The organism is Pseudomonas sp. RW409 (assembly GCF_003184125.1).
Classification (GTDB): Bacteria; Pseudomonadota; Gammaproteobacteria; order Pseudomonadales; family Pseudomonadaceae; genus Aquipseudomonas; species Aquipseudomonas chlororaphis_I.
On record NZ_QHHP01000041.1, the window covers coordinates 905,931 to 918,360 of the forward strand.

15 protein-coding genes are annotated in these 12,430 nt (G+C 63.6%); all 15 read left to right on the plus strand.

From position 1 onward, the window contains the following. Positions 1-5 precede the first annotated feature (5 nt). Entirely contained in the window at positions 6-827 is an 822-nt protein-coding gene (gene fliH / locus DK261_RS24630) for a flagellar assembly protein FliH (protein ID WP_028681930.1), read from the plus strand. Next, a complete protein-coding gene (gene fliI, locus DK261_RS24635; protein WP_028681929.1) occupies positions 817-2,175 on the plus strand; it encodes a flagellar protein export ATPase FliI in 1,359 nt (452 codons plus the stop codon). The genes fliH and fliI overlap by 11 nt, the downstream gene beginning before the upstream one ends. Before the next feature lie 6 nt (positions 2,176-2,181). Further along, the gene (fliJ, locus tag DK261_RS24640) at positions 2,182-2,631 is read left to right on the plus strand and encodes a flagellar export protein FliJ (protein ID WP_009047704.1); all 450 of its coding nucleotides are present in this window, start codon (positions 2,182-2,184) and stop codon (positions 2,629-2,631) included. A 119-nt stretch (positions 2,632-2,750) separates the two neighbouring features. Further along, positions 2,751-3,056, plus strand: coding sequence for an STAS domain-containing protein (locus DK261_RS24645; protein WP_009047705.1), 306 nt, complete (start codon positions 2,751-2,753; stop codon positions 3,054-3,056). 5 nt (positions 3,057-3,061) lie between these two features. After that, positions 3,062-4,768, plus strand: a complete 1,707-nt coding sequence (locus DK261_RS24650; RefSeq protein WP_016702252.1) for a fused response regulator/phosphatase — start codon at positions 3,062-3,064, stop codon at positions 4,766-4,768. A gap of 30 nt (positions 4,769-4,798) precedes the next feature. After that, positions 4,799-5,143: an Hpt domain-containing protein gene (locus tag DK261_RS24655; protein ID WP_009047707.1), complete on the plus strand. Its 345-nt coding sequence runs from the start codon at positions 4,799-4,801 to the stop codon at positions 5,141-5,143. A 110-nt stretch (positions 5,144-5,253) separates the two neighbouring features. Then, positions 5,254-6,618 (plus strand): flagellar hook-length control protein FliK, encoded by a 1,365-nt coding sequence (locus tag DK261_RS24660; RefSeq protein ID WP_110176686.1) that lies wholly within the window; start codon positions 5,254-5,256, stop codon positions 6,616-6,618. A gap of 167 nt (positions 6,619-6,785) precedes the next feature. After that, on the plus strand, positions 6,786-7,289 hold the full coding sequence (gene fliL, locus DK261_RS24665; RefSeq protein WP_009047709.1) for a flagellar basal body-associated protein FliL: 504 nt from the start codon (positions 6,786-6,788) through the stop codon (positions 7,287-7,289). A gap of 9 nt (positions 7,290-7,298) precedes the next feature. Continuing rightward, positions 7,299-8,267 carry a flagellar motor switch protein FliM gene (gene fliM, locus DK261_RS24670; protein ID WP_009042741.1) on the plus strand — a complete coding sequence of 323 codons (969 nt, stop codon included), beginning with the start codon at positions 7,299-7,301 and terminating at the stop codon, positions 8,265-8,267. A gap of 54 nt (positions 8,268-8,321) precedes the next feature. Then, positions 8,322-8,789 carry a flagellar motor switch protein FliN gene (gene fliN, locus DK261_RS24675; RefSeq protein WP_009042742.1) on the plus strand — a complete coding sequence of 156 codons (468 nt, stop codon included), beginning with the start codon at positions 8,322-8,324 and terminating at the stop codon, positions 8,787-8,789. Beyond that, a complete protein-coding gene (gene fliO / locus DK261_RS24680; RefSeq protein ID WP_053268492.1) occupies positions 8,790-9,227 on the plus strand; it encodes a flagellar biosynthetic protein FliO in 438 nt (145 codons plus the stop codon). Continuing rightward, positions 9,227-9,976, plus strand: a complete 750-nt coding sequence (gene fliP / locus DK261_RS24685) for a flagellar type III secretion system pore protein FliP (RefSeq protein ID WP_016702247.1) — start codon at positions 9,227-9,229, stop codon at positions 9,974-9,976. The genes fliO and fliP overlap by 1 nt, the downstream gene beginning before the upstream one ends. 24 nt (positions 9,977-10,000) lie before the next feature. Beyond that, on the plus strand, positions 10,001-10,270 hold the full coding sequence (fliQ, locus tag DK261_RS24690) for a flagellar biosynthesis protein FliQ (RefSeq protein WP_003184009.1): 270 nt from the start codon (positions 10,001-10,003) through the stop codon (positions 10,268-10,270). Positions 10,271-10,273: 3 nt separating this feature from the next. Continuing rightward, positions 10,274-11,056, plus strand: a complete 783-nt coding sequence (gene fliR, locus DK261_RS24695) for a flagellar biosynthetic protein FliR (protein ID WP_009047712.1) — start codon at positions 10,274-10,276, stop codon at positions 11,054-11,056. 3 nt (positions 11,057-11,059) lie between these two features. Continuing rightward, a complete protein-coding gene (gene flhB, locus DK261_RS24700; protein ID WP_009047713.1) occupies positions 11,060-12,196 on the plus strand; it encodes a flagellar biosynthesis protein FlhB in 1,137 nt (378 codons plus the stop codon). The last annotated feature ends 234 nt before the right edge of the window (positions 12,197-12,430 follow it).

Here is a 12,430-nt window from a genome sequence, read left to right on the forward strand (position 1 = left end):
GCTTTATGTCGTCCAGCAGTGATGAATCCCACAGCGACTTGATTCGCGCTCGGGACGTCGGTGGTTTCGATGTCTGGGCGCTGCCCAGTTTCGACCCCCATGTCCCCGAGCCCGAGCCGGAGCCGGTTGAAGAGCCGCCAGCGGAGATCGAGGAAGTGCCGCTGGAAGAAGTCCAGCCACTGACCCTCGAAGAGCTCGAGAGCATTCGCCAGGAAGCCTATAACGAAGGCTTCGCCACGGGCGAAAAGGAAGGTTTCCACAGCACCACGCTGAAGGTCCGCCAGGAAGCCGAAGTGGCCCTGAGCGCCAAGCTGGCAGCGCTGGAAACGCTGATGGGCAATTTGTTCGAGCCGATCGCCGAACAGGACACACAGATCGAAAAAGCCCTGGTCAACCTGGTGCAGCACATGACGCGCCAGGTGATCCAGCGCGAGCTGGCCATCGACTCCAGCCAGATCGAGCATGTCATGCGCGAAGCCCTCAAGCTGCTGCCGCTGGGCGTGGGCAATGTGCGCCTGTACGTCAATCCGCAGGACTTCGCCCAGGTCAAAAGCCTGCGCGAGCGCCATGAGGAAAGCTGGCGCATTGTCGAGGACGAAGCCCTGTTGCCGGGCGGTTGCCGGGTCGAGACCGAGCACAGCCGTATCGACGCGACCATGGAAACGCGGATCGCCAAGATCATGGACAAGCTGTCCGACCAGCTTCACGAACAGGCTTTGCATCCCGCCGAACCGGACCTGAGCGTCGAGCTGGGGGCCGCCACGGGCAAGCCCGCCGCGGATGTCGACCCTGTCGACCTCGCGCAGGACCCCACCGATGCGCCTTGACCGCACCAGCTTCGGCAAGCGCCTGAGCAGCTACGCCGACGCCACCGAACTGCCGAACCAGCCCATTCTCGAAGGTCGCCTGCTGCGCATGGTCGGCCTGACCCTGGAGGCCGAAGGCCTGCGGGCGGCCATGGGCACGCGCTGCATGGTGATCAACGACGACAGCTATCACCCGGTGCAGGTCGAGGCTGAGGTGATGGGTTTCTCCGGCAGCAAGGTATTCCTGATGCCGGTCGGCAGTGTCACTGGCATCGCGCCGGGCGCTCGGGTCGTGCCGCTGGCCCATACCGGCCGCCTGCCGATGGGCATGAGCATGCTCGGCCGGGTTCTCGACGGCGCCGGCCGTGCGTTGGACGGCAAGGGTGGAATGAAGGCCGAGGACTGGGTGCCGATGGACGGTCCGACCATCAACCCGCTCAAGCGCGACCCCATCAGCCGGCCGCTGGACGTGGGCATTCGCTGCATCAACGGATTATTGACGGTGGGTCGCGGTCAGCGTCTTGGCCTGTTCGCCGGTACCGGCGTGGGCAAGAGTGTGCTGCTGGGCATGATGACCCGCTTCACCGAGGCCGACATCATCGTGGTCGGGCTGATCGGTGAGCGGGGCCGTGAAGTTAAAGAATTCATCGAGCACATCCTCGGTGAGGAGGGGCTCAAGCGCTCCGTGGTGGTGGCGTCGCCGGCGGACGATGCGCCGCTGATGCGTCTGCGTGCGGCCATGTACTGCACGCGTATCGCCGAATATTTTCGCGACAAGGGCAAGAACGTCCTGTTGCTGATGGATTCCCTGACCCGTTTCGCCCAGGCCCAGCGGGAAATCGCCCTGGCCATCGGCGAGCCGCCCGCGACCAAGGGTTATCCGCCGTCGGTATTCGCCAAGCTGCCGAAACTGGTGGAGCGCGCGGGCAACGCCGAGGCCGGTGGCGGCTCGATCACCGCGTTCTACACCGTGCTGTCCGAAGGCGACGACCAGCAGGACCCGATCGCCGACTCGGCCCGTGGCGTGCTCGACGGGCACATCGTGCTGTCACGGCGCCTGGCGGAAGAGGGGCATTACCCGGCCATCGATATCGAGGCGTCCATCAGCCGGGTCATGCCGGCGGTGGTGACCCCGGAGCACATGACCCGCGCCCAGTATTTCAAGCAGCTGTGGTCGCGTTACCAGCAGGCGCGCGACCTGATCAGCGTCGGCGCCTATGTACCGGGCGGCGATCGCGAAACCGACACCGCCATCTCGCTGCAGCCGTCGATGGTCACCTACCTGCGCCAGGGGCTCAACGACAGCATCAGCCTGGGTGAAAGCGAAGCCCATCTGGAGATGGTTTTCGCTCCGGCGCCGGGCGGCTGATCCACCATGGCCAACAGCCGTGCCGCGCGTCTGGCGCCCGTGGTCGAAATGGCCGAAAGCGCCGAGCGCACCGCCGCCCAGCGCCTGGGGCATTTCCAGGGTCAGGTGCGCCTGGCGGAAAGCAAGCTGGGGGACCTGGAGCGCTTTCGTGCCGAATACCAGCAGCAGTGGATCGAGCGGGGCAGCGGCGGGGTTTCCGGCCAATGGCTGATGAACTACCAGCACTTCCTCAATCAGCTGGAAACCGCCGTGGGGCAGCAGCGGCAAAGCCTGGCCTGGCACCAGAACAACCTCAATCGCGCCCGGGAAACCTGGCAGCAGGCCTATGCCCGGGTCGAAGGCTTGCGCAAGCTGGTGCAGCGCTACATCGATGAAGCCCGCCAACTGGAAGACAAGCGCGAGCAGAAGCTGCTCGACGAGCTGTCCCAGCGCCTGCCGCGCCAGGATCCGTACTGAGCGCCATTCCGTTCGTCGCCGCCAGGTGCTCGTCAGCGACGCTTCGGCGGTTCGGGTTGCCCATGCTTGTACGGGGTGCTAAACCTTGTACAGATTGCCAATCACAAGGAAGCGGTATCATGTCAGTCGTTACTGAAGTATCACCGGACGGGCAAAAACTGACGATTTCGATCAAGGGACGTTTCGATTTTGGCCGACATCAAGAGTTTCGCGAGTCCTACGAGCGCCTCAACAAAAAGCCCGAATCCATAGTGGTGGACCTGAAAGACGCCACCTACCTCGACAGTTCTGCCCTGGGCATGCTGCTGTTGCTGCGCGATCACGCCGGCGGCGACGATTCCGACGTGCGAGTGATCAACAGCAACTCGGACGTGCGTAAGATTCTCGCCATTTCCAATTTCGACAAACTGTTCGACATCAGTTGATCGACATGCAGTCGATCGAGGCACCCCTGTGCGTGCTGATCGCCGAAGACGGCACGAGCGATCGCATGTTGCTGTCGAGCATCGTCCGGCGCCAGGGGCACGAGGTGCTGACGGCGAGTAACGGCGCCGAGGCGGTGGAACTATTCGTCCAGCAGCGCCCGCACCTGGTGCTGATGGACGCGATGATGCCGGTGATGGACGGTTTCGAGGCGGCCCGGCAGATCAAGCGCCTGGCTGGCGAAGCGCTGGTGCCGATCATTTTCCTGACCTCGCTCACCCAGAGCGAGGCGCTGGCGCGCTGCCTCGAAGCCGGCGGCGACGATTTTCTGGCAAAACCCTACAGTCCGGTGATCCTGGCGGCCAAGATCAAGGCCATGGATCGCTTGCGGCGCCTGCAGGAAACCGTGCTGCAGCAGCGCGACCAGATCACCCAGCACCATGACTACCTGCTCAACGAACAGCGGGTGGCCAAGGCGGTGTTCGACAAGGTGGCGCATTCCGGCTGCCTGAGCGCGCCGAATATCCGCTACCTGCAATCGCCGTACGCGCTGTTCAACGGTGACTTGCTGCTGGCTGCCTTTACCCCGACGGGCGACATGCATGTGCTGTTGGGGGATTTCACTGGCCACGGCTTGCCGGCGGCCGTGGGCGCGATGCCCCTGGCCGAGGTGTTTTACGGCATGACGGCCAAGGGTTACGGGCTGCCGGAAACCCTGCGCGAGATGAATGCCAAGCTCAAGCGCATCCTGCCGGTGGGCATGTTCTGTTGTGCGACGCTGCTGTGCCTGAGTTTCCAGCGGCGGGCAGTGGAGGTGTGGAACGGCGGCATGCCGGATGGCTACCTGCATCGCCTGGCAAGCGGGGAGCGGGTGCCGCTGGTGGCCCATCATCTGCCGTTGGGGGTGCTGGGCGCCGAGGCATTCGACGACCGCACCGAAGTCTTTCCCATGGCCCTGGGCGACAGGGTGTTCCTGTTGTCCGATGGGGTGATCGACACCTGCGACGCCAACGAACAATTGTTTGGTGTCGAGCGCCTGCAGCAGGTGTTTGCCGCCAACCGCGAGCCGGACCTGCTGTTCGAGGAGATCCAGCGGGCCCTGAGCGAGTTTGGCGGCGATGCGCGGGACGATGTGAGCATGGTCGAGGTCAGCCTGCTCGAGGCCCGGCAGCTGACGCCGCCGGCGCTGGTGTATTCCGACAGCGGTCAGTCCTGCCCGCTGGACTGGTCGGTGAGTTTCGAGTATCGCGCCGCCACCCTCAAGCGCTTCAATCCTCTGCCTTACCTGCTGCAACTGTTGCTGGAGGTGCATGGCCTGCGGGCGCAGAGCGGGGCGCTCTACAGTGTGCTGGCCGAGTTGTATTCCAACGCCCTGGAGCATGGCGTATTGCGCCTGGATTCAAGCCTCAAGCGCGATGCCCAGGGCTTTTCCCGCTATTACCAGGAGCGCGCGGTACGCCTGGAAGCGTTGCAGGAGGGGTTTGTGCGGGTGCACCTGCAGGTGGAGCCTCAAGGTGCTGGCGGTCGTTTGCTGATCCGGGTCGAGGACAGTGGCAGTGGTTTCGATGTCGGCCGGGTGATGGCGCGGCCCGTCGATGGCGACCGTCTGTCCGGGCGCGGCGTCAGCCTGATCCGTCAGCTCAGCCGGCGTGCCAGCTGGTCTGACGATGGTCGTAGTGCCTGCGTGGAGTTTTCCTGGGAGCCTCTGGCATAATTCGCCGATTCTTGATCAAGGAGTGAGCAAGTGGCTGAAATTCATCTGGATCACGAGGTGCTGAACGCATTGCAGGAAGTCATGGAGGATGAGTATCCGTTGTTGCTCGACACCTTCCTCTGCGACTCCGAAGAGCGTTTGCGCCAGTTGCACAAGGTCGACGACCCCCGTCAACTTGTCGCCACTGCACACAGCTTCAAGGGCAGCAGCAGCAATATGGGGGCGATTCGCCTGGCCGAGCTCTGTCATCAGTTGGAGCAGCGTGCCCAGGACTCGTCGTTGCGGGGTATCGAGCAGCTGGTGGGCGAGATCGATGGCGAATTCGCCATTGTCCGGCAGCTGTGCCAGCAGGAACGCCAGCGTTTTCACTGCTGAAAAACCGTAGCAACCCAGGCTTTTTCCCGCGAGCCAGCAAAGCTGGCTCGACCTTTGCAATCAAGTCTCTCAACTGTACCTACGATCCCAGTGCAGCGGAGACCGTTTTCATGCCCCTTACCCCGAACATGCTGCTTCAGGCCGCCTCCCAGGCCAAGACTCAAGCGGCTTCCGCCACCCCCCAGGCCAGCACCGCCGAGCCCGGGGATAAAGGCGCAAGCTTTGCCCGGGTGTTCGCCAAGGAAGCGCTCGGCAAGCCGGCAGCGGCCGCCGACGGCCCCATCAAGCCGGCTCGCGACAAGGGTGTCGAAACCGCTGCCAAGGTGGAACCGGGCAAGGGCAAGGCTGCCGCCCCCGAGCCGGCGGTTGCCGATAGCGGCAAAACCTTGCCTGCCGACAAGGCCGCCGCCAGTGACGACAAGGTTGCCGATGACCAGGCCGCGAGCAGCGATCAGTCGCTGGCCGACGGCACGCCGGTCGACCCCTCCCTCGATCCGGCGCTGATGCAGGCGGCCCAGCCGGTGCCATTGCCGGCGCCTGAGCCGGAAGTGGCGGCAACGCCGGTCCCGGCACAGCCGCCAGTGCAGCCGCAGACGCCGCCGGTTGTACCGGTGGTGGCCAGTAGCGTGGCGCCGGTGCCGGTCGATCCGGAATTCGACCCTGAAGCCGACCCGCTGGACGCGCTGCCGGTAGTACGCCTGGCGATGGAGCAGAGCGGCCATGTCTCGGCTTCCAGTCAGGCGCAGAACAAGGCGGCGCCGACCGTGATTGCCGATGACGGGCCGACTTCGGCCCAGACCTTCGCCAGCGGTATGGCCAACATGCTGGACCTGCAGGTGGACAAGGACAGCACCGAACAGGGCGGCGAAAAGGCCTTCAGTGGTCTGCTCGATGACGGTCTCAAGGACCTCAAGAGCGCTGCCAGCGACACCCGCGTCGACGATTTCGCCAACCGCCTGGCGGCCCTGACCCAGGCGGCCACGCCCAAGACCGCCAACGCCGTCCCGGTGAACCAGCCGCTGGCCATGCATCAGGGCGGCTGGACCGAAGAAGTGGTCAACCGGGTCATGTACCTGTCCAGCGTCAATCTGAAGTCGGCCGAGATCCAGTTGCAGCCGGCCGAGCTGGGGCGTCTGGATATCCGCGTGAACATGGTGCCGGACCAGCAGACCCAGGTGACCTTCATGAGTGCCCATGTCGGCGTGCGCGAAGCCCTCGAAGGGCAGATGCATCGCCTGCGCGACATGTTCCACCAGCAAGGCATGGGGCAGGTGGACGTCAACGTCTCCGACCAGTCGCGCAACTGGCAGGGTGGCCAGGAGCAGGCCCAGCAGGGGCAGCATCGCAGCAATGGCGCCAGTGCCAGTGGCGGGCGCCTGGATGGCGTGGATGAAGAGTTGCCGCCGAGCGCCGCCGAAGTCGCCGCCAGCACCAGCACGGTCATTGGCACCAGCGCCGTCGACTATTACGCCTGACCCGCTTCAGGCGTCATTGAACAGAAGATCGCCAGTCGCGTGGTACCGCGGCTGGCGATCTTTTGCTTTGCGCTGCCCTATCCCTTCGGTTCAGACAAATCTGGCATAACACTTGCTCTTGCCTTGCCGTGCGACTGTGAAAACCCGATTAGTGACGGATTATTGGCATGGCGAAGAGCGAAGCAGCAGAGAAAAACCCCGCCGGGAAAGGCAAACTCAAGCTTATCCTCTTGATTGTTCTGGCCTTGTTGCTGGCGATCGGTTTGTCCGTCGGGGCTACCTGGTACTTCATGCACAGCAGTGCCCAGAGCAAGCCTGCCGAGACGGCCGAGGCGACCAGCAGCGTCAAGCCGGCGGCCATCTACGAGCCCATGGCGCCGGCCTTCGTGGCCAATTACACGCAGAACGGCCGCCAGCGCTACATGCAGGTGAGCATCACGATGCTGGCGCGCAACCAGGCCGATCTGGACGCGCTGAAAGTGCATATGCCGGTGATCCGCAACAACCTGGTCATGCTGTTCTCCGGCCAGAGCTTCGACACCCTGGCGACTCCGGTCGGCCAGGAAATGCTGCGCCAGAAGGCCACCGCCAGCGTGCAGGAAGTGGCCCAGAAAGAGGTCGGCAAAGTGGTGGTCGAGCAGTTGCTCTTTACTAACTTCGTACTGCAGTAGGAACACGACATGGCCGTGCAGGACCTGCTGTCCCAGGATGAGATCGACGCGCTGCTGCATGGCGTCGATGACGGTCTGGTACAGACCGAACACGCCGCCGAGCCCGGCAGCGTCAAAAGCTACGACCTGACCAGCCAGGATCGCATCGTCCGCGGACGCATGCCGACCCTGGAGATGATCAACGAGCGTTTCGCCCGCTACACCCGTATCAGCATGTTCAACATGCTGCGCCGTTCGGCGGACGTGGCGGTGGGCGGCGTACAGGTGATGAAGTTCGGCGAATACGTGCACTCGCTGTACGTGCCGACCAGCCTCAACCTGGTGAAGATCAAGCCGCTGCGCGGTACCGCGCTGTTCATCCTCGACGCCAAGCTGGTGTTCAAGCTGGTGGACAACTTCTTCGGCGGCGACGGTCGTCACGCCAAGATCGAAGGCCGTGAATTCACCCCGACCGAATTGCGCGTGGTGCGCATGGTGCTGGAGCAGGCCTTCGTCGACCTGAAGGAAGCCTGGCAGGCGATCATGGAAGTCAACTTCGAGTACATCAACTCCGAAGTGAACCCGGCCATGGCCAACATCGTCGGCCCGAGCGAAGCGATCGTGGTCTCGACCTTCCACATCGAGCTCGATGGCGGTGGCGGCGACCTGCACGTGACCATGCCGTACTCGATGATCGAGCCGGTGCGGGAAATGCTCGACGCCGGCTTCCAGTCGGACCTGGACGACCAGGACGAGCGCTGGAGCAAGGCCCTGCGCGAAGACGTGCTGGACGTGGATGTGCCCTTGAGCGCCACCGTGGCCCGCCGGCAGTTGCGCCTGCGCGACATCCTGCACATGCAGCCAGGGGATGTGATCCCGGTGGAACTGCCCGAAGACATGATCATGCGCGCCAACGGCGTACCGGCGTTCAAGGTCAAGCTCGGTTCGCACAAGGGCAACCTGGCCCTGCAAGTGATCGAGCCGATCGAGCGCCGTTGAGCGGCGTTGTTATGAATTCGCTTTGTTAATGATTTTTTGCCCGCCGAGGACAACATGGCTGACGAACACGAAATGACTTCCGCAGAAGACCAGGCCCTGGCTGATGAGTGGGCGGCCGCCCTGCAGGAAACCGGCGATGCCGGGCAAGACGATATCGATGCCTTGCTGGCGGCCGACGCGGCCAGCGCGCCGGCGTCCAATCGCCTGCCGATGGAAGAGTTCGGCAGTGTGCCGAAGAACAACGAGCCGGTGACCCTCGATGGGCCGAACCTGGACGTGATCCTGGACATCCCGGTGTCGATCTCCATGGAGGTCGGCAGCACCGACATCAACATCCGCAACCTGCTGCAGCTCAACCAAGGGTCGGTGATCGAGCTCGATCGCCTGGCCGGCGAGCCGCTGGACGTGCTGGTCAACGGCACGCTGATCGCCCATGGCGAAGTGGTGGTGGTCAACGAGAAGTTCGGCATCCGCCTGACCGACGTGATCAGCCCGAGCGAACGCATCAAGAAGCTGCGCTAAGTGAGAAAGGCACTCGCGCTGTTCCTGGTCTGGCCGCTCTGGGCGCTGGCCGCCGAGCCGACGGCCGGTACCGCCGCGCCAGTGGTTGGCAGCAGCGGCGTGGCCGGGCAGCTGACCCAGCTGGTGCTGGGCCTGTTGCTGGTGGTGGGGCTGATCTTCTTCCTCGCCTGGCTGTTGCGCCGGGTGCAGCAGGCCGGACCGGCCGGCAAGGGGCAGGTCATCGAGCTGGTCGGCTCGCGGGCGCTTGGCCCGCGGGACCGGCTGGTGCTGGTGCAGGTCGGCAACGAACAGATTCTGCTCGGCCTGACGCCGGGCACCATCACGGCGTTGCATGTGCTCAAGGAGCCGGTGCAGGTGCCGAGCACCGAGCAGGCGACTCCGGAGTTTGCCCAGCGCCTGATGGAGCTGCTGGGCAAGGATCAGAAGGATAAGAAGTAATGCCGTTGCGCCTCCTCTTGACGTTGGCCCTGATGCTGGCGGCGCCGCTGGCGCTGGCGGCCGACCCGTTGTCGATCCCGGCGATCACCCTCGGCACCAATGCCGACGGCCAGCAGGAATACTCGGTCAGCCTGCAGATCCTGCTGATCATGACCGCGCTGAGCTTCATTCCGGCGTTCGTCATGCTGATGACCAGCTTCACCCGGATCATCATCGTGTTCTCGATCCTGCGCCAGGCCCTGGGCCTGCAGCAGACGCCGTCGAACCAGATCCTCACCGGCATGGCGCTGTTCCTGACGATGTTCATCATGGCCCCGGTGTTCGACCGGGTGAACCAGGATGCCCTGCAGCCGTACCTGGCGGAGAAACTCAACGCCCAGGACGCGGTGGCCAAGGCCCAGGTGCCGATCAAGGACTTCATGCTGGCCCAGACCCGCAGCAGCGACCTGGAGCTGTTCATGCGTCTGTCCAAGCGCACCGACATCGCGACACCGGACCAGGCGCCGCTGACGATCCTGGTACCGGCCTTCGTCACCTCGGAGCTGAAGACCGCGTTCCAGATCGGCTTCATGATCTTCATTCCGTTCCTGATCATCGACCTGGTGGTCGCCAGTGTGCTGATGGCCATGGGCATGATGATGCTGTCGCCGCTGATCATTTCCCTGCCGTTCAAGATCATGCTGTTCGTGCTGGTCGATGGCTGGGCCCTGATCATCGGTACCCTGGCGGGCAGTTTCGGTGGTGTTTAGAACCTTGTTGGCGGGTGACGCGCTATGACGCCTGAAGTCGCAGTAGACCTGTTTCGCGAAGCGCTCTGGCTGACCACCATGATGGTCGCCATCCTGGTGATTCCCAGCCTGCTGGTGGGCCTGCTGGTGGCGATGTTCCAGGCCGCCACCCAGATCAACGAACAGACCCTGAGCTTCCTGCCGCGCCTGTTGGTGATGCTGGTGACGCTGATCGTCGCCGGTCCCTGGCTGGTGCAAACCTTCATGGAATACATCCTGCAGTTGTACGGCAGTATTCCGCAGTTGATCGGCTAAGCCATGTCTCTGCTGGCGCTTACCGATACGCAGATCAGCACCTGGGTCGCGAGCTTCATGCTGCCGCTGTTCCGTATCGGCGCCGTGTTGATGACCATGCCGGTCTTCGGTACGACCCTGGTGCCGACCCGTATCCGCCTGTATTTCACCCTGGCCATCACGGTCGTGCTGGTGCCGGGCCTGCCGCCCATGCCGGCGGTCAATGCGCTGGATCTCAGCGGGCTGCTGCTGATTGCCGAGCAGATCATCATCGGCGCCTTGTTCGGCTTTTCCTTGCAGTTGTTCTTCCAGGCTTTCGTGATCGCCGGGCAGATCATTTCGACGCAGATGGGCATGGGCTTCGCGTCCATGGTCGACCCTACCAACGGCGTTTCGGCGGCAGTGATCGGGCAATTCCTGACCATGCTGGTGACCTTGCTGTTCCTCGGCATGAACGGTCATCTGGTGGTCTTCGAGGTGCTGACCGAAAGCTTCACCACCTTGCCGGTGGGCAGCGCGCTGCTGGTCAACCATTTCTGGGAAATCGCCGGCAAGCTCGGCTGGGTGTTGGGCGCTGCGCTGTTGCTGGTATTGCCGGCGATCACCGCGCTGCTGGTGGTGAACATCGCCTTTGGCGTGATGACCCGCGCGGCGCCGCAGCTGAACATCTTCTCCATCGGCTTTCCGCTGACCCTGGTGCTGGGCCTGGTGATTTTCTGGGTCAGCCTGGGCGACATTCTCAACCAGTACCAACCGCTGGCCGTCGAGGCCCTGCAGTTGCTGCGCAACCTGGCGCAGGCGCGGTGAACCATGGCTGAGAGCGAGAGCGGTCAGGACAAGACAGAAGACCCCACGGAGAAACGTAAAAAGGACTCCCGGGAAAAGGGTGAGATCGCCCGCTCCAAAGAGCTCAACACCCTGGCAATCACCATGATCGGGGCCGCCGGCCTGCTGATCTACGGCGCGGGGGTGGCGCAGGACCTGCTGGAAATCATGCGCCTGAACTTCTCCCTGCCGCGCGAGGTGTTGCTCAGTCCAGGCGCCATGGGCCTGTACCTGCTGCATTCGGGCAAGATCGCGATTATCGCCGCGATGCCGATCCTGCTGCCCCTGGTGCTGGCGGCGCTCATCGGCCCTATCTCCCTGGGCGGCTGGCTGTTTTCAACCAAGAGCCTGGCGCCCAAGTTCAGTCGCATGAACCCGCTCAGCGGCATGAAGCGCATGGTGTCGCCGACCTCGCTGATCGAGCTGCTCAAGGCCTTCGCCAAGTTCGTGGTGATCCTGATCGTGGCCTTGTCGGTGCTGCGCTCGGATATCGACGACCTGCTGCGGATCGCCCACGAGCCGCTAGAGCAGGCGATCATCCACAGCGTGCAAGTGGTGGCCTGGAGTACCTTGTGGATGGCCTGCGGGCTGATCCTGATCGCCGCGGTGGACGTGCCGGTGCAGCTGTACCAGAGCTACAAGAAACTGCTGATGACCAAGCAGGAAGTGCGGGACGAGCACAAGGACCAGGAAGGGCGTCCGGAGGTCAAGCAGCGGATTCGCCAGGTCCAGCGCGAGATGTCGCAACGGCGAATGATGGCGGCGATTCCCGAGGCGGACGTGGTCATCACCAACCCGACCCACTACGCCGTGGCGCTCAAGTACGACGCCGAGAAGGGCGGGGCGCCGGTGTTGCTGGCCAAGGGCAGCGATTTCCTGGCGCTGAAGATCCGCGAGATCGCCGTGGCCAACGAAGTGCTGCTGCTGGAGTCGCCGGCACTGGCGCGTTCGATCTACTACTCCACTGAGCTGGAGCAGGAAATCCCCGCCGGGCTTTATCTGGCGGTGGCCCAGGTGCTGGCGTATGTCTATCAGATTCGCCAGCACCGGGCGGGCAAGGGCAAGCGTCCCGATCCGCTCAAGGACCTGCCGATTCCGCCGGATTTGCGGCGCGATTCCTGAGGTCGGCGTTTGGCTGTGCCGACGTTATCGCGAGCAAGCTCGCTCCTACAGAATTCACGCCCGGCCTGTAGGAGCGAGCTTGCTCGCGATGGCGCTGAAAGCGCCTTTTATGACGACTGATGGCGCAACGCCATAAATCAGTTTTCCTTCCGGGCCAAAGTTGGAAGGCTTCTTGCAATACCCGCCCTGCGCCGCCTCCAGGCGTCAAAAGTTTGCTTCAAGGGAACGGGGAAT